This window comes from Thalassococcus sp. S3 (genome assembly GCF_004216475.1).
Lineage (GTDB): Bacteria > Pseudomonadota > Alphaproteobacteria > Rhodobacterales > Rhodobacteraceae.
This window is the reverse complement of sequence record NZ_CP022303.1, coordinates 429731-446032: the sequence shown is the minus strand read 5'-3', so window position 1 is coordinate 446032 and position 16302 is coordinate 429731. Positions and strand designations below refer to the sequence as shown.

The window sequence follows — 16302 nt, the reverse complement described above, 5'->3', positions numbered from 1 at the left end:
AAAGAAGCCGCGAGGACGCCCGCTAGGGCGGACGAGCCGCGCGTTTAGGTAAACGTATTGTCCCGCGGAAAACCCCTCGGCGCCATCCTCCCGGCCGTCGCGCGTTTGGCCGTCCATTCGCTCATGTCGGGCTCAGTCCGGGTACGACCCGCAGGATCGTGCCAGGAAAGCCCGTCCGCGCGGGTGAAAGTCGTGGCGTCGGACAGACCACCATCCTTATAGCGCTGCAGGCGGACGCCCTTGCCGCGGGACATCTCGGGCAACTCATCTAGGCCAAATACAACCATCTTTCGGTTCTCGCCCACGACTGCGACGCTATCTCCGGCAATGGGTTTGCAAAGCTTGGCAAACACCTCACCGCGCACGTTGAGCACCTGTTTGCCCGCGCGGGTCTGGGCGACCACGTCCGTCTCGGGTACGACAAAACCGTCGCCGGCACTGGACGCGACCAACAGCTTGCGCGCCGGATCGTGGATGAAAAGATCCACGATATCGGCCTCATTCGGCAGGTCGACCATCAGACGCAACGGCTCGCCCATACCCCGTCCTCCGGGCAGGTTGGCGGCGGATATCGTATAAAAGCGGCCATTGGTGCCGAACACCAGGAGCCGATCCGTCGTCTCCGCGTGAAAGATGAAGCGCGGTCCATCGCCATCCTTGAACTTCAACTCTCGGGCCAGGTCGATATGACCGGTCATCGCGCGGATCCAGCCCATCTTGGAGCACACCACGGTGATCGGTTCCCGGTCGATCATCGCCTCCAGTGGAACCTCTTCCACCTCGCCCGCCTCCGCAAAGCGCGTGCGCCGTGCGCCGCCCTCATAATCCTTGCCGAATGCCTTTTTGATCTCCTTGAGCTGATCGGCGATGCGGGTCCATTGCAGATCTTCGTTTTCAAGCAGATCCTCGAGACCGGCGCGTTCCTCCATCAGCTCTGCCTGCTCGCGCAGAAGCTCCAATTCCTCCAGACGCCGCAGGCTGCGCAAGCGCATGTTCAGGATCGCGTCGACCTGCGTGTCACTCAGCTCCCCCTCGCCGGGCGGTGGTGAAACGTAGTCCGCTTCATCCATGGCGCGGACGTGCTCTTTGCCCCAATCCTCGCGCATCAATGCCGCCTTGGGGTCTTCGTCGTAGCGAATAATGTCAATCACGCGGTCCAGGTTCAGGAAGGCGACAATGAACCCTTCCAGCACCTCTAACCGGTAGTCGATCTTCTCCATCCGGTGCTGTGATCGCCGGATCAGGACCTCGCGCCGGAAATCCAGAAAGGCGCGCAACACTTCTTTCATCGCGCAGACCTTGGGCGTGACCCCGTCGATCAGCACATTCATGTTCAGCGAGAACCGGACTTCCAGATCGGAGTTGCGATAAAGCATCCCCATCAGCACTTCCGGATCGACATTCTTCGACCTTGGCTCCAGCACCATCCGGATGTCATCGGCGCTCTCGTCTCGGATATCCGCAAGGATCGGGATCTTCTTGGTCTGGATCAGTTCCGCAATCTTTTCGATCAGCTTGGATTTCTGAACCTGATACGGGATCTCGGTGACCACGATCTGCCACTGACCGCGCCCCAGATCCTCCACCTCGTAAGAACAGCGCAGCCGGAACGACCCGCGCCCGGTCCGGTAAGCCTGCGCGATGTTCTCCTTCGGCTCGACAATGACGCCGCCCGTGGGAAAATCCGGACCTGGCACGTAATTCAGGAGCGTGTCATCGCGGGCATCCGGCGTTTTGATGAGATGGATGCAAGCGTCGCAAAGCTCCGCAATGTTGTGCGGCGGGATGTTGGTGGCCATGCCAACAGCGATTCCAGACGCCCCATTGGCCAGCAGGTTCGGAAACTGCGCCGGCAGAACCGCCGGCTCCGTCAGCGTACCATCGTAATTCTCCCGGAAATCGACCGCGTTTTCGTTCAGCCCCTCCAGCAGCGCCTCGGCCACGACGGTCATGCGTGCTTCGGTATAGCGGGAGGCCGCCGGATTATCCCCGTCGATATTGCCGAAATTCCCTTGTCCGTCGACGAGGGGATAGCGAACGTTGAAATCCTGGGCCAGCCGCGCCATCGCATCGTAGATCGCGGCATCTCCGTGCGGATGATAATTGCCCATCACATCGCCCGAGATCTTCGCCGACTTCCTGAACCCGCCGTTTGAGGCCAGCCGCAGCTCGCGCATTGCATAGAGGATCCGGCGGTGGACCGGCTTCAAACCGTCCCGTGCATCCGGCAAGGCGCGGTGCATGATCGTGGACAGCGCGTAGGTCAGGTATCGCTCGCCAATCGCGCGGCGCAACGGCTCGGCGACCTCTGACGGGTCCATGTTGGGGTCATCCACCAAATCATCCATAGATGCTGTGATACGCGGCGGCGCGGCGGCGGTAAAGAGAGCATCAGACGATCTCCGCAAGCCTGAAGATGCGCAAATTTGCCTCGGACGTCACTTTTTCAGGGAACACACCCTGTGTCGAATCGGTTGCTGATATATCATCAGGACAATTGGTGACCCGGCTGCCACCGGGGTAAGTGATTTTTGGGGGACTTGTCATGACGCGATTTATTCTGGTGAGCTTCCTTGTCTTGGGCTGGGCTTTCTACGAATTGAGCGGTGGAGCTGATTTTGAACCGCGTGGTCGTGTGGCTGACAACGTCGATCCGTTGATGGATGAGCAGGTTGCGACGGCGCCTACCGAATTGCCGGCTGTGACACGGGCTGAGCCTGCAGCGCTTGTTGAGGTACCTCGCGTCACCGCGACCCTTCAACCTGCAATCTCTCCGGAACCCGCGAAGGTGGACCTGGTCACCGCAGATGACGAGACAACGCCTCCGCCCGTCACTCTCGTCTCCCTGGGTCAAAGCGCCGAGCAGTTCGCGCAACCTTTGGCGGTGCTGGAGCAGGACACCGAGCAACAAGCTTTCCTTGAGCCTGAACCGGACATTCGCGAGATTACGGGCAGTCGTGTGAACATGCGTAATGGACCGGGAACGAGTTATGGGATCATCACCAGCCTGACCCGCGGCACAGGTGTCGAAGTCATCGACGATGCCGGTAACGGTTGGGTCAAGCTTCGGCCGGTGGATGGCGGGCAAGTGGGCTGGATGGCGGGGCGTTTCCTGACGGCACCCGCAGGCTGATTGCACTTTTCCATATTTCGGGCGATGAGGGGCTGAGGCGCAAGGCGAGGGCAGCCCCAGATGACCGAACGCACGATCCTGATCACCGGATGTTCCAGTGGCATCGGCTACGATGCCGCACATGCGCTCAAGGCGAAAGGGTGGCGTGTCTTCGCGTCTTGCCGAAAGCTCGACGATTGCGAGCGCCTGATCGACGAGGGGTTTGAAAGCCCGAGGCTCGATTACACCGACACCGGTTCAATTGCCTCCTGTGTCCGGGAAGTGACCGCAGCGACAGGCGGCCGGCTGGACGCCCTTTTCAACAACGGGGCGCATGGATTTTTTGGCGCGGTCGAGGACCTGCCGACAGACGGGCTGCGGGCAATCTTTGAAGCGAATTTCTTCGGCTGGCACGAGCTGACCCGGCAGGTCATTCCGATCATGCGCGCGCAGAAAGAGGGACGCATTGTACAATGTTCCTCTACGCTTGGGCTCGTCACGATCCCATGGCGTGGCGCCTATTCGGCGACCAAACACGCGCTTGAAGCACTGACGGACACGATGCGGGTGGAGTTGCGCGACACCGGCATCCATGTGGTCACGCTTGAACCCGGACCGATTACCACGAAATTTCGTGAAAACGGCATCCCATTCTTCGAAGCGTGGATCGACTGGCAACGCTCGGCCCGTAGCGCCGAATACGAGGACGGTTTGATCAAGCGGCTTTACGAAGGCGGCGGCAAGGACACGTTCGAATTGCCACCCTCGGCGGTGACTGCCAAACTCATCCGGGCGCTGGACCACCCAAACCCCAGCCCGCGCTATTACATCACCACCGCGACCTATATCGCCGCCTTTCTTCGCAGAATCCTGCCGACCCGCGCCATTGATCGCATCACCGCGCGTATCTGAAAAATCGGGTTCGCTTTTGGCGAACTGGCGGCTACATCACGGAAAACACGCGAAAAGGGACATGACGACATGGGCGATCCCCTGTTTTTACTCATCATTCTGGCCGTCGCTGCCGTGCTTGTGGTTCTGGTGATCGGGATCGGCGGTTTTGCCAAGGGCGGCGCATTCAACCTGAAATACGGAAACAAAATGATGCGCCTGCGGATCGCAGCTCAGTTTGTGGCCGTGGTTCTGATCGCGGCCTATGTACTGTTGCGTGGCACAGGGAGCAGCAACTGATGGTCGTTCTGAACAAGATCTACACCAAAACCGGCGATGCCGGCGAAACCGCGCTTGGAAACGGAGCGCGTGTCGCCAAGCACGCGATGCGGGTGACCGCCTATGGCACCGCGGATGAGTTGAATGCCACGGTCGGCGTCGCGCGCCTGCATGCAGAGGGAGAGCTGGACGCGCAGTTGATGCGGATCCAGAACGATTTGTTCGACCTCGGAGCGGACCTCTGCCGTCCGGACATGGAGAAAGACGCCGAAAGCGAATATCCTCCGTTGCGCATGACCGCCGAGCAGGTGGCCCGTCTTGAAAGCGAGATCGACGGCATGAACGCGAAGCTTGAGCCGCTGCGCAGCTTTATTCTGCCCGGCGGCGCGCCCTTAGCCGCGCATCTCCACATCTGCCGCACGGTTGCCCGTCGGGCTGAACGTCTGGCGGTCGAGCTTGCAACGATGGAGGCCGTGAACCCCGAGGCTGTCAAATACCTCAACCGCCTCAGCGATTGGTTTTTTGTCGGCGCGCGGATCGCCAACAACACCGGCAAAGACGACGTTCTCTGGGTTCCGGGTGCAAACCGCTAAGAGCCGTCTTCTGCAAAATCGTGAGGTCTAGAACCGGGAAAGCGCCCTTTGCTCAACGGTCGTTGCAACGCTTGACGCAAAACATCGCAGCGTAAAGGAAAGAAAATGTCCCGAAACGCGACGTCGACAGCCCAAAACGTGACGATTTTTCTCTGTTTCGGTGCGCTTGGCCCCGTTATCAACACCCATCATTGAGTGATTTCGAGTCGGGCCTCCCGCTCGACATGTCTGAGGAGAGAGACGCAAATGAAGGTGCTCGTACCTGTCAAACGCGTGATCGACTACAACGTGAAGGTTCGCGTCAAAGCGGACGGTTCCGGGGTCGATCTTGCCAACGTGAAAATGTCGATGAACCCGTTCGACGAGATTGCCGTCGAACAGGCCATTCGGCTGAAAGAGGCAGGCAAGGCCGAAGAGATCATCGCCGTGTCGGTGGGGGTCAAGCAAGCCCAGGAAACACTGCGCACCGCGCTGGCAATGGGTGCGGATCGTGCGATCCTCGTGGTGGCTGCAGACGACGTGCACACCGATATCGAGCCGCTGGCGGTTGCCAAGATCCTCAAAGGTGTGATCGACGAAGAGCAGCCGGGCCTCGTCCTTTGCGGCAAACAAGCAATCGACAACGACCTGAACGCAACCGGTCAGATGCTGTCGGCGCTCATGGGCTGGAGCCAGGCGACCTTCGCCTCCGAGGTGGACATCGACGGCGACAGCGCTGTCGTAACCCGCGAAGTGGATGGCGGTCTGCAGACCATCAAGGTGTCCATGCCCACGGTTATCACCGTGGACCTGCGACTGAACGAGCCGCGCTATGCCTCTTTGCCCAACATCATGAAGGCAAAGAAGAAGCCGCTGGATGAAAAGACGGCCGCCGATTACGGCGTCGACGTGGCCCCGCGCCTTGAGATCGTGAAAACCGCCGAGCCCGAAGCACGGGCCGCCGGGATCAAGGTGGGCTCGGTCGATGAGCTGGTGGCGAAACTCAAAGAAGCGGGAGCTGTGTGATGGCCGTACTTCTTCTTGGTGAAGTGAATGACGGGGAACTTTCCGTCGATGCAACCGCCAAAGCGGTCACCGCCGCGACAAAACTTGGCGATGTGACGGTGCTCTGCGCCGGCGCGACATGTGCCGACGCCGCAGCCGAGGCGGCAAAGATCAGCGGCGTTGCCAAGGTGCTTTGCGCCGAAGATGCGCTTTATGGCAAGCGACTGGCCGAGCCGGTGGCGGATCTTCTGGTATCGCTGGCAGGGGACTACGAACACATCGTTGCGCCCGCCACGACAGATGCCAAAAACATCATGCCCCGCGTTGCAGCGATGCTCGACGTGATGGTGATCTCAGACGCATCCGGTGTCGTGGACGCCAATACGTTCGAGCGTCCGATCTATGCGGGTAACGCGATCCAGACCGTGAAGTCGAACGACGCCAAAAAGGTTGTGTCCTTCCGGACGTCCACCTTTGACGCAGCAGCCATGGACGGCTCCGCCGCGGTCGAGAACATTGGCGCTGCTGGCGATCCTGCGCTGAGCGCCTGGGTCGAGGACAAGGTGGCCGAAAGCGACCGGCCCGAACTCACATCCGCAGGCGTCGTGGTCTCTGGTGGCCGCGGTGTCGGATCGGAAGATGACTTCGCGCTGATCGAAAAGCTGGCCGACAAACTGGGAGCGGCCGTTGGCGCCTCCCGCGCGGCGGTGGATTCGGGCTATGCCCCGAATGACTGGCAGGTTGGACAGACCGGCAAGGTCGTTGCCCCCGATCTTTACGTTGCTGTCGGGATCTCCGGCGCGATCCAGCACCTGGCTGGCATGAAGGATTCGAAAGTCATTGTTGCCATCAACAAAGACGAGGAAGCTCCCATCTTCCAGGTTGCTGATTTCGGTCTGGTCGCTGACCTGTTCGAAGCAGTGCCGGAGCTGACTAACAAGCTCTGACGCAACAGCGCTTTTTATCAAACGCAGACAAGCCCGCTTATCCCAAGCGGGCTTGTTTCGTTATGAGTGGGCCAATCCGCTCCGCAAGAACATCCGCGACATGGACATGTTCACTCTCCGGCATCATGCGTTCCGCGATATGTGCTTCCATCGGCGGGTAGAACATGCCTTTCAGGCACGAGCCCGCCTCCTCGATCTCGATGTCTACGACGTCCCGCACATCGCCACGCAGCGCTTGCACCATTTCGGCAGTCACGAACAGGGGGTCAGCGCCCAACGTGTCTTCCTCCCGACCACGTAACCACAGCAGCACGACATCGCGGCCAAGACCTTGCAAAAGCAACTTCATGCGTGCAAGCCATGCCGCCTGCAATTCATCTTCGATCGTCCGAAACCGTTCAGGCGACAGCATCTTAAGATGCTGCAACATATGCTTGGTGAAATGAAAATCGGTAAAGTCCACATCGCGGTAGATGGCCGAAAGCAAGGCGGAGGCCTTGAGAAACCGGTCGTTGCGCCTTGGATGCACGCGGTAGAATCTGTTCGACATGTTGTGCGCGCCGACAAGCTGGACAACTGCAACCTTCGCCTGCGCCGCGATGCCCAGAACATCCGGATCGTGAAGAAATGCGTCAATGCCCGTATTCATCAGGCCAAGGTTCACGCATACCTCGCCCAACCGGTCCTCTACCTGCGCGACAAAGGGTGTTTTCAGGTATTTCCCATACACTTCGGTGCCGCCAAGAACCGCGACGTAATCTTTTGTAAGATCCCGCTTCGGACCGCGAAATGTCAGTTTGGACACGCCATACCGGCATGGCAGATAGTCAAGCGCCTCCGCGCTTTGCCGTTCAAAGGCCATAAGAACCCCAACAATTTTTCTCACCCGGTGATAGGATTCGCCCAAACCTGTTGAGATATTCCTAACCCGCGAATTTGCGCCGATTTTTAGCAAACGGGGTCACTTGCAGGGACCGGTCGCCCCGCGCATATTGAGGCCTGACAACAGGACGAGGGCCAGCGTCATGACAATTGAACGGATCGGCGTGATCGGCGCGGGCCAGATGGGAAACGGCATCGCGCATGTGATGGCCCTTGCCGGCTATAATGTTCTGATGACCGACATCAGCCAGCAGGCGCTGGACAGTGCGATGTCCAAGATCTCCCAGAACATGGCCCGGCAGGTCGGACGCGGAAAGGTCGCCGAGGATGACATGGAACGGGCGCTCAAGCGGATCGAGACGACGCTGACGTTGCAGGATTTGGGCCAGTCCGATCTGGTGATCGAGGCGGCGACCGAGCGGGAAAGCGTCAAACAGGCGATTTTCGAGGACCTGATACCGCACCTCAAACCCGAGACGATCCTGACATCGAACACCTCTTCGATCTCGATCACGCGACTTGCCAGCCGCACCGATCGCCCAGAGAAATTCATGGGTTTCCACTTCATGAACCCAGTCCCGGTGATGCAGCTGGTAGAATTGATCCGGGGCATCGCCACCGACGAAAAGACGTTCAAGGACTGTCGCGATGTCGTGGAACGCCTGGGAAAAACCGCTGCCAGCGCCGAGGATTTTCCGGCCTTTATCGTCAACAGAATCCTGATGCCCATGATCAACGAGGCTGTGTATACGCTCTACGAAGGTGTCGGATCGGTCGATTCAATCGACAAGTCGATGAAATTGGGCGCCAATCATCCGATGGGGCCTTTGGAACTGGCCGATTTCATCGGGCTTGATACCTGTCTGGCCATCATGAATGTTCTTCATGACGGATTGGCTGACACGAAATATCGCCCCTGCCCTCTTTTGACCAAATATGTCGAGGCCGGTTGGCTTGGCCGCAAGACGCAACGCGGTTTTTACGACTACCGTGGCGACACCCCGAAACCAACGCGCTGAATTGCGTCAATCGTCTTTCAGCGCAAGGGTGTGGTCCCGCAACCAGGTCATGAAACCGCGTGGATCATCCGACCAGGTATCAACCTGATCCTGTGTAAGCGGGTGGCCCACGATGGGTCCCTGCGGTTTGTTCAGCGAATGAACGATCTCATGCAGTAGCAAACCCTGCCGTAAGATCGGCGAGATCCGGTTTGCTATCTGGTACCAACGTGAATTGGCGCCGGGGAACTTCATCGGCACAACCGTGGCACCGGACCGGCGGATCATCTTCGCAGTAAAGACGTTCCACTCCGCCTCTATGGCCGGTCCGAACAGGGTTTCGGACGATGCGACAACCCCTGACGGAAACAACGCGACAACCCCGCCGTCTTTCAGATGCGACATGGCCTTCGCGCGCATCTCGACCCCCTTGCGTTGGGCATCCGGGTCGTGCGGAAACGGGACGGGGATCATGAAGGATCCGGCCACCTCGTCGATATCGGTCAGCAAGGATCGCGTGAGAATGCGATAATCCCGCCGCACGCGCCCGATCAGATCCGCAAAGATCATCCCGTCCACCATGCCATGCGGGTGGTTGGCCACAACAATGACCGGCCCGGACTTCGGGATCCTGTCAAGCTGGTGCTGAGGCGTCGTCAGCTCAATACCCATGACGTCAAGACAGGCCCGCCAGAACGGCTGGCCCCTTGGCGCGCCGCGTCGTTCAAACTCGCGGATCAGCCGCAGAATCGTCAGCTTGCCTGTAAAGAGCTCCATGACCCGGATGACATTGGATTTCCAAGGGTCATCAAAGGTCGAGGCGTAGGACAGAGAACGGCGGTCGTATTTCCGAAAGTCGACCGTCTCGTCGCCGGAGACCGGCGTTGTCGTTTGGTGAAAGCTGTCGACCACCCCGTGCAGCCCCCTCGCCTTTGTTGTGCGCCGCGGGTCAGAACCCTTCGCCGAATTTATCTGCCACCAAGGCCTCCAGCGCATTCGCAAGCGGCTCCGCATCCGGACCAGACGTCTGCACGTCTATTGTCGTGCCCTTGGATGCGGCGAGCATCAAAAGACCCATAATACTGTCGCCCGACGCAGACAAGCCATCGCGCGACACCTCTGCCCTCGCGTCAAAGGCTTCGACCACTTCAACCAGTTTTGCGGAAGCTCGGGCATGTAGCCCTTTTTCATTGATAATATTCAGAGTCCGGTGCGCCATAGAGGCCTTCTTACAGTGTTATTCAGCGCCAATATTCTGGCTGTCGATGTATTTCTTACCCGCTTCAAGCGCGGCGCGCACTGCGTCTTGTACCGGTAAATGGCGGCATTTTGCCAGTTTTATCAACATAGGGAGATTCGCGCCGTACAAAATGCGCCGGTTGTTCGGCGCACAGGCACGCAGACTAAGATTTGAGGGCGAGCCACCAAAGAGATCGGTCACCATGACAACACCGTCGCCCCGGTCCACTGCATCGGCGGCATTGCAGATCTCAAGCTGCTTGGCGTCACGATCATGATCCGGTTCGATCGAAATCGCTGAAATGCCGGCTTGCCGACCAACCACATGTTCGACCGCCGCCAGATATTCGCGGGCCAAACCGCCATGGGCAACGATGACAATCCCGATCACGCTGCCCCCTCTTCCGGCTTGCGGCGTTCCAATTCGCGATGCCGTATTGCCACCTGCTGTCCGTCCTCCGCAAGGGTCTTGGCCAGACGTTCGGCCATCGCGACAGAGCGATGTTGCCCGCCGGTGCAGCCGAAGCCGATTGAAAGATGTGCCTTGCCCTCTTCGACATAGGCCGGCAGCAGGAGTCGGGTCAAATCTAGGACCCGATCATAGAAAGGGTGAAACTTCGGGTCCGATGCGACATAGGCCGCCACTCGCGGCGACCGGCCATCCAGCGGGCGCAGGTCGGATTGCCAGTAGGGATTTGTCAGAAACCGGCAATCAAAGACCATGTCGATCCCCCGCGGCAGACCGCGTTTGTACGAAAAGGATTCGACCGATAGCGCCAGCCCATGAGCCGTCTCCGCAGCGAAACGGCGCTCCATCTCGGCCCGGAATTGATGCACATTCAATTCCGACGTGTCGATCAGGCTATCGGCCCTGGCGCGGATCGGCGCGAGCAGATCCAGTTCCCGGTCGACGCCGCGCTCCGGACTTTCGGCTGGCGCCAGGGGATGGCGGCGACGGGTCTCCGAAAACCGCCGCAACAGCACATCGGTGCGGCAATCAAGGTAGAGAACGGTCAGCCAGACGTCCGGGCGACGCTCCAACCGGTCGATGGTTTCGATCAGCGCCGAGGTTGAGAAATCGCGATTGCGGACATCCATGCCCAAAGCCATCGGATGCTTGGCAGGCGCCCCCTCTAACAAACGCGGAACCAGGCGCAGGGGCATGTTGTCGATCGCTTCGAAGCCCAGATCCTCCAGCACGTTGATCGCGGTCGAACGCCCCGCACCGGAGGGGCCGGTGACAAGGATCAACTGATGTGCTGAGGCAGTAGGTTCACTCATGACCCGACCCATAGACCAGCCTTTAGGTATTGCACCAGAGCGGCGGGGAAATGGGTGGTCTCGGATTTTTGAAATAACGGAAAAGTGACGCCAAGAAGGGTGATCTCGGCAGGATCCGGCAAGCGCTTTGCCTCTGTTTTGTCCAAAGTAACCACAGCATGCAGATCTGACGGGCCGAAAGGCTTTGCGTTGAGCAGGCCGAAACCCCGGGCTTCGATCAGGCCCCGAATCGTGTCCGGCGCATCTGCGACGATCCTGTTGTCTCTCCGGGTCAAAATGACCCTGTCATCCGAAACCAGCTCGGCCCCCAATGCCATCAGATGCAGTGCAAGGGATGATTTGCCCTGACCGGACGCCCCGGTGATCAGCAATCCCCTGCCAGCATAGGCGACGCATGTTGCATGCAGGACTTTGGAATGATCCTGCGCGCGCGCCATCGCCAATCAGACGGGCAAACCCACCACAAACCGTGCACCTAGCGGTTCCGAACTGATATCAGCATCCGTCGGGCGGATATTTTCCGCCCAGATCACACCGCCATGCGCTTCTACGATTTGCTTGGAGATTGCCAGGCCGAGGCCGGAATTGTTCCCGAAATGCTCTTCCGGGCGTTGCGAATAAAAGCGCTTGAAGATCTTTGTGAGTGCCTGGTCGGGAATGCCCGGACCGGTATCCTCAACCACCACCAGCACCCGGTTTTCCCGTTTGCGGGCCCAGACCCGGATCGCATCGCCGTCCTCGCAGAACGAAATGGCGTTGGTGATCAGGTTGACGAACACTTGCGCCAGGCGCGCCTCAAGCCCCTGGATCGTGATCATAGCGTCCGGCATGTCGGTGATATAGTCGATGCCTTTCGACTTGGCATCTTCGCTCAGATACTGGTTGAGATTGTTGAGCATGTTCAGCAGGTCGAACTGCTCTTCCTCTTCCTTGACCAGCTCTGAATCCAGCCGGGATGCATTCGAGATGTCACTCACAAGGCGGTCCAGCCTGCGCACGTCATGTTCGATCACATCAAGCAACTTCGCGCGCTGATCGTCGCGTTTGACCATGCGCAGCGTGCCAACCGCGCTGCGAAGCGACGCCAGAGGGTTCTTGATTTCATGTGCGACGTCGGCAGCGAATTGTTCGTTGCTGTCAATCCGGTTGTAGAGAGCGGCCACCATACCCCGCAAGGCACCGCTAAGCCGCCCAATCTCATCTGGCCGGGCTGTCAGGTCGGGGATGCGGATCCGCCCGGGATTGACCTTCCTGGTATTCTTGTCACGCCCAACCTCCGCCGCCTCCGAAAGCTCGGCGAGAGGGTTTGAGATGGTAGATGCCAGCACCAGGCTCAGCCCGATTGAAACAAGCGTGGCCACCACGAACATCTGCAAAACGCGCTCCCGCTCCGTGCGGACAAGCGCATCGATCTCACCGGATGCGCTGGCAACCGCCAGAACCGCAACCGCCTCTCCCACATGTGTCACCGGAGTGAGTGCCGCGATGACCGCACCGCCTTCGGTGTCGATGGTGGTCTCGAACCGCGTCCCGCCCGTTAGCGTGGGAGGTACGCGGGTCGCAAGCTGATCGGCGAGCAGAGCAGGCTGTGTTTCACCCGCGGGAGAGACAAGGCCCGAGACGCGCGCCCAAAGGGACGTGAGCCCATCGGTGATCAGCGTCCTGCTTTCCTCTCCTTGCCGGAGACCACCAAGGGCCGCGCTGTCATTGGCTCCGGTCGTCTGGGCAATCAGCTGCTGACCGGGGTCAAATACGAACACGGTCACGCCTTTTCGCAAAGAAAGGCCATCGAGCGTCGCGTCGATATCTATGCCGTCCCCGGAAGCAAGGCTTACCGGCGCGCCTGACGGCATGCGCGCCTCGAACACGTCAGCGATCAGTTCCGCCTCGCTGACAAGCGCGGTGGCGCGCTGCAGCACAAGGCTGTCACGTGAGGCGTTGAGATATAGGATCCCAGCCGCCAGAACGTTCAGCGCAATCAGATTGAAGGTAATGATCTTACGCGTGAGCGCGGAACCGGTCAGGGAGAACCGGCCACGCCGAGCCCGACGCACCTGAAGCTCCGCGCCGCCGGTGCTGTCGGGCGCGACCCAGTCATCGCCGAGAACCACATCGCCACTGCGGCCAGAGGGAGGAGAAGCGGTGTCGCGCACGAAGGTCCTTTCGACCAAAGCCATTCTGGCGGGTTACTCTTCGTTGTACCTGTAGCCAATGCCGTAAAGCGTCTCAATCGCCGAGAATTCATCATCGGCGCTCCGCATCTTCTTGCGCAGGCGTTTGATGTGGCTGTCGATGGTGCGATCGTCGACATAGACCTGATCGTCGTAAGCCACATCCATCAGCTGATCGCGACTTTTAACGAAACCCGGGCGTTGGGCCAGGGCCTGCAGCAGCAGGAACTCGGTCACCGTGAGCGACACGTCCTTGCCTTTCCAGCTTACCGCATGGCGCAGGGGATCCATCTTGAGAAATCCGCGTTCCATCACCTTGGATTCCTGCGGCTCCCCGGCCACATCGCCCGCCACGGCATCCTGCCGCCGCAAAAGCGCGCGAATACGTTCCACCAGCAAACGTTGCGAAAACGGCTTTTTGACGTAGTCGTCGGCGCCCATCCGCAGCCCGAGAACCTCGTCAATCTCGTCATCCTTCGATGTCAGAAAGATAACCGGCATTGTCGTCTTCTGGCGCAGCCGCTGGAGCAGATCCATCCCATCCATCCGCGGCATCTTGATATCCAGAACGGCCATATCCGGTAGCTTCTTGTTGAACGCGTCCAGTGCGGCCTGCCCATCATTATATGTTTCAACCTCGAAGCCCTCGGCTTCGAGCGTCATGGAAACCGACGTCAGGATATTCCTGTCGTCGTCCACCAATGCGATCTTCGACATTCCATGTGCCCTTGTACTGCTCTTATTGGTCGTTTTTTGCATCAATACTCACCAATTTGACTGGGCGAATCAATCCTTAACTGCGAATCGCGCGTCCTTGACCGGATGATTTGAGCGCGAATTTCCTTAGGAATGACTAATTTATCTCACTTTCTTGGCAGCCATCGGCAAGGCTGAATCATGGTTGCGCTAAACTTCGCGCTGGTGGCGCTAACTGCGCTAAAGCGTCCTGTTCATGTGATAAATCGTCATGCTATGTGCACGGGCACGGTCGTCGAACCGACATTGACGCGCGGATTTGCCAGCAGGTCAGGCCGATCATAAGAGGCGCGGATACAGGAGACAGTACACAATGACATTTGGACGGGTGAACCCGAACTTCCGCCTCGAAGATCAAGGCATCGAGGGGCTGGGAAATGTCTTTTACAATCTTAAGGAGCCGGCGCTGGTCGAGACCGCGCTGAAACGGGGCGAAGGCACGCTGGGTCAGGGCGGCGCATTCCTGGTGACCACCGGAAAATTCACTGGTCGGTCCCCGAAAGACAAGCATGTCGTCAAGACCGACAGCGTCGCCGATACGATCTGGTGGGACAACAACGCCGAGATGTCACCGGAAGGCTTCGATGCCCTTTATGCCGATATGCTGGAGCATATGAAGGGCCGTGATTACTTCGTACAGGATCTGGTGGGCGGCGCCGATCCGGCTCATTCCATCGACGTTCGGATGGTGACGGAGCTTGCCTGGCACGGACTTTTTATCCGCCACATGCTGCGCCGTCCCGATGCCGAAGCGATCGATGAATTCACCGCTGATTTCACCGTGATCAACTGCCCCAGCTTTCAGGCGGATCCGGCAAAACACGGCTGCCGATCCGAAACCGTCATTGCGATGAATTTCGACAGGAAACTCATTCTGATCGGCGGCACCGAATATGCAGGCGAAAACAAAAAGTCCGTTTTCACGCTGCTGAATTACCTGCTGCCTGAAAAAGGCATCATGCCGATGCATTGTTCGGCGAACCACGCCAATGGCAATCCGGTCGATACCGCCATTTTCTTCGGCCTCAGCGGCACCGGCAAGACCACGCTCTCGGCAGATCCCCAGCGCACGCTGATCGGCGACGATGAACATGGCTGGTCGGATCGTGGCACCTTCAACTTCGAAGGCGGCTGCTATGCCAAGACCATCAGCCTGAATCCCGAAGCCGAACCCGAGATCTACGCGACTACGTCGAAGTTCGGCACCGTGATCGAGAACATGGTCTTCGATCCCGAAACGTTCGAGCTGGATTTCGAAGACGACAGCCTGACGGCGAACATGCGCTGTGCCTATCCGCTAGAGTATATCTCCAACGCATCCGCCAGCGCACTCGGCGGGCACCCAAAGAACGTCATCATGCTGACCTGCGATGCGTTCGGCGTGCTCCCCCCGATCGCGCGGCTAACCCCGGCCCAGGCGATGTATCACTTCCTGTCGGGCTTCACCTCGAAAGTGGCCGGGACCGAGCGCGGCGTGACCGAGCCAGAGCCCACCTTCTCAACCTGCTTCGGCGCGCCCTTCATGCCGCGCCGGCCCGAGATCTATGGCAATCTGCTGCGCGACAAGATTGCCCAACACGGTGCGACCTGCTGGCTGGTGAATACCGGCTGGACGGGGGGCGCTTACGGCGAAGGCAACCGGATGCCGATCAAGGCGACCCGCGCATTGCTGACCGCGGCACTCGACGGCTCACTCGCCGACGCGACCTTCCGCAAGGATGCCAATTTCGGCTTCGAAGTCCCGGTGAGCGTGCCGGGTGTGCCGGACATCCTGCTCGACCCGCGCCGCACCTGGCAAGACGGAGAAGCCTATGACGCACAGGCGGAAAAGCTGGTGCAGATGTTCTCCTCGAATTTCGAGCAATACGTCCCCTACATTGATGATGACGTGAAAGCGGCCGCTATCGGCTGATCCTGGCGCCACGGAAAATCAAAGGTCCCGATGTCCTCATCGGGACCTTTTTCTTTGAGACGTCCGCAACAGGGCGCCGGAAAATTTCACATTTTCCGGTCGTTTTCCGTCACGGAAAACGCACCCCTGGGGACTGGATGCGCACATCTCCCAAACGCGCACAATTTCCATGCAACCAAGCAATGGCACGCACAATGATTAAGCGCGTCGTCCTTGCCAGCGAGGATACGCGCATGGGCCCTTGAAGCCTCCAAGCG

General features: G+C 59.2%; 17 protein-coding genes. 8 read left to right on the top strand and 9 right to left on the bottom strand.

Features of this window, described 5'->3' with window-relative positions; all coding sequences use genetic code 11:
* Positions 1–44: 44 nt before the first annotated feature.
* Positions 45–2348, bottom strand: a complete 2304-nt coding sequence (locus CFI11_RS02265; protein ID WP_130402655.1) for a DNA topoisomerase IV subunit A — start codon at positions 2346–2348, stop codon at positions 45–47.
* Between the two features lie 197 nt (positions 2349–2545).
* Here CFI11_RS02265 and CFI11_RS24555 point away from each other — a divergent pair, with 197 nt between their 5' ends.
* The 6 genes from CFI11_RS24555 (at position 2546) to CFI11_RS02235 (ending at position 6806) form a co-directional block, all read left to right on the top strand.
* Positions 2546–3133 (top strand): SH3 domain-containing protein, encoded by a 588-nt coding sequence (locus CFI11_RS24555; RefSeq protein ID WP_254449004.1) that lies wholly within the window; start codon positions 2546–2548, stop codon positions 3131–3133.
* Between the two features lie 60 nt (positions 3134–3193).
* Positions 3194–4024, top strand: coding sequence for an SDR family NAD(P)-dependent oxidoreductase (locus CFI11_RS02255; RefSeq protein ID WP_130402653.1), 831 nt, complete (start codon positions 3194–3196; stop codon positions 4022–4024).
* 69 nt (positions 4025–4093) lie between these two features.
* Positions 4094–4303 carry a twin transmembrane helix small protein gene (locus tag CFI11_RS02250; protein ID WP_130402651.1) on the top strand — a complete coding sequence of 70 codons (210 nt, stop codon included), beginning with the start codon at positions 4094–4096 and terminating at the stop codon, positions 4301–4303.
* Positions 4303–4875, top strand: coding sequence for a cob(I)yrinic acid a,c-diamide adenosyltransferase (locus tag CFI11_RS02245; RefSeq protein ID WP_130402649.1), 573 nt, complete (start codon positions 4303–4305; stop codon positions 4873–4875). Before CFI11_RS02250 ends, CFI11_RS02245 begins: the two co-directional genes overlap by 1 nt.
* A 246-nt stretch (positions 4876–5121) precedes the next feature.
* Positions 5122–5880 (top strand): electron transfer flavoprotein subunit beta/FixA family protein, encoded by a 759-nt coding sequence (locus CFI11_RS02240; protein ID WP_130402647.1) that lies wholly within the window; start codon positions 5122–5124, stop codon positions 5878–5880.
* The gene (locus tag CFI11_RS02235) at positions 5880–6806 is read left to right on the top strand and encodes an electron transfer flavoprotein subunit alpha/FixB family protein (RefSeq protein WP_130402645.1); all 927 of its coding nucleotides are present in this window, start codon (positions 5880–5882) and stop codon (positions 6804–6806) included. The genes CFI11_RS02240 and CFI11_RS02235 overlap by 1 nt, the downstream gene beginning before the upstream one ends.
* Positions 6807–6843: 37 nt before the next feature.
* Here CFI11_RS02235 and CFI11_RS02230 read toward each other — a convergent pair whose 3' ends face one another.
* Positions 6844–7668, bottom strand: a complete 825-nt coding sequence (locus CFI11_RS02230; RefSeq protein ID WP_130402643.1) for a DUF6473 family protein — start codon at positions 7666–7668, stop codon at positions 6844–6846.
* A gap of 163 nt (positions 7669–7831) precedes the next feature.
* Here CFI11_RS02230 and CFI11_RS02225 point away from each other — a divergent pair, with 163 nt between their 5' ends.
* Positions 7832–8707 carry a 3-hydroxybutyryl-CoA dehydrogenase gene (locus tag CFI11_RS02225; protein WP_130402641.1) on the top strand — a complete coding sequence of 292 codons (876 nt, stop codon included), beginning with the start codon at positions 7832–7834 and terminating at the stop codon, positions 8705–8707.
* A 6-nt stretch (positions 8708–8713) separates the two neighbouring features.
* Here the strand turns inward: CFI11_RS02225 and CFI11_RS02220 are convergent, their stop codons facing one another.
* Genes CFI11_RS02220 through CFI11_RS02190 form a run of 7 tightly spaced genes read right to left on the bottom strand, consistent with a single transcriptional unit; the run spans position 8714 to position 14094 of the window.
* Positions 8714–9598, bottom strand: coding sequence for a lysophospholipid acyltransferase family protein (locus CFI11_RS02220; RefSeq protein ID WP_254449003.1), 885 nt, complete (start codon positions 9596–9598; stop codon positions 8714–8716).
* Between the two features lie 37 nt (positions 9599–9635).
* Positions 9636–9905: an HPr family phosphocarrier protein gene (locus tag CFI11_RS02215; protein ID WP_130402637.1), complete on the bottom strand. Its 270-nt coding sequence runs from the start codon at positions 9903–9905 to the stop codon at positions 9636–9638.
* 18 nt (positions 9906–9923) lie between these two features.
* Positions 9924–10316 carry a PTS sugar transporter subunit IIA gene (locus CFI11_RS02210; RefSeq protein WP_130402635.1) on the bottom strand — a complete coding sequence of 131 codons (393 nt, stop codon included), beginning with the start codon at positions 10314–10316 and terminating at the stop codon, positions 9924–9926.
* On the bottom strand, positions 10313–11206 hold the full coding sequence (rapZ, locus tag CFI11_RS02205) for an RNase adapter RapZ (RefSeq protein ID WP_130402633.1): 894 nt from the start codon (positions 11204–11206) through the stop codon (positions 10313–10315). The genes CFI11_RS02210 and rapZ overlap by 4 nt, the downstream gene beginning before the upstream one ends.
* Positions 11203–11643 (bottom strand): HPr kinase/phosphorylase, encoded by a 441-nt coding sequence (locus CFI11_RS02200; RefSeq protein WP_130402631.1) that lies wholly within the window; start codon positions 11641–11643, stop codon positions 11203–11205. The genes rapZ and CFI11_RS02200 overlap by 4 nt, the downstream gene beginning before the upstream one ends.
* 6 nt (positions 11644–11649) lie before the next feature.
* Positions 11650–13383: a sensor histidine kinase gene (locus CFI11_RS02195; protein ID WP_130402629.1), complete on the bottom strand. Its 1734-nt coding sequence runs from the start codon at positions 13381–13383 to the stop codon at positions 11650–11652.
* Between the two features lie 9 nt (positions 13384–13392).
* The gene (locus tag CFI11_RS02190; protein WP_130402627.1) at positions 13393–14094 is read right to left on the bottom strand and encodes a response regulator transcription factor; all 702 of its coding nucleotides are present in this window, start codon (positions 14092–14094) and stop codon (positions 13393–13395) included.
* A gap of 352 nt (positions 14095–14446) precedes the next feature.
* On the opposite strand from CFI11_RS02190, the gene CFI11_RS02185 reads away from it, so the two are divergent.
* A complete protein-coding gene (locus CFI11_RS02185) occupies positions 14447–16045 on the top strand; it encodes a phosphoenolpyruvate carboxykinase (protein ID WP_130402625.1) in 1599 nt (532 codons plus the stop codon).
* Positions 16046–16302 lie beyond the last annotated feature (257 nt).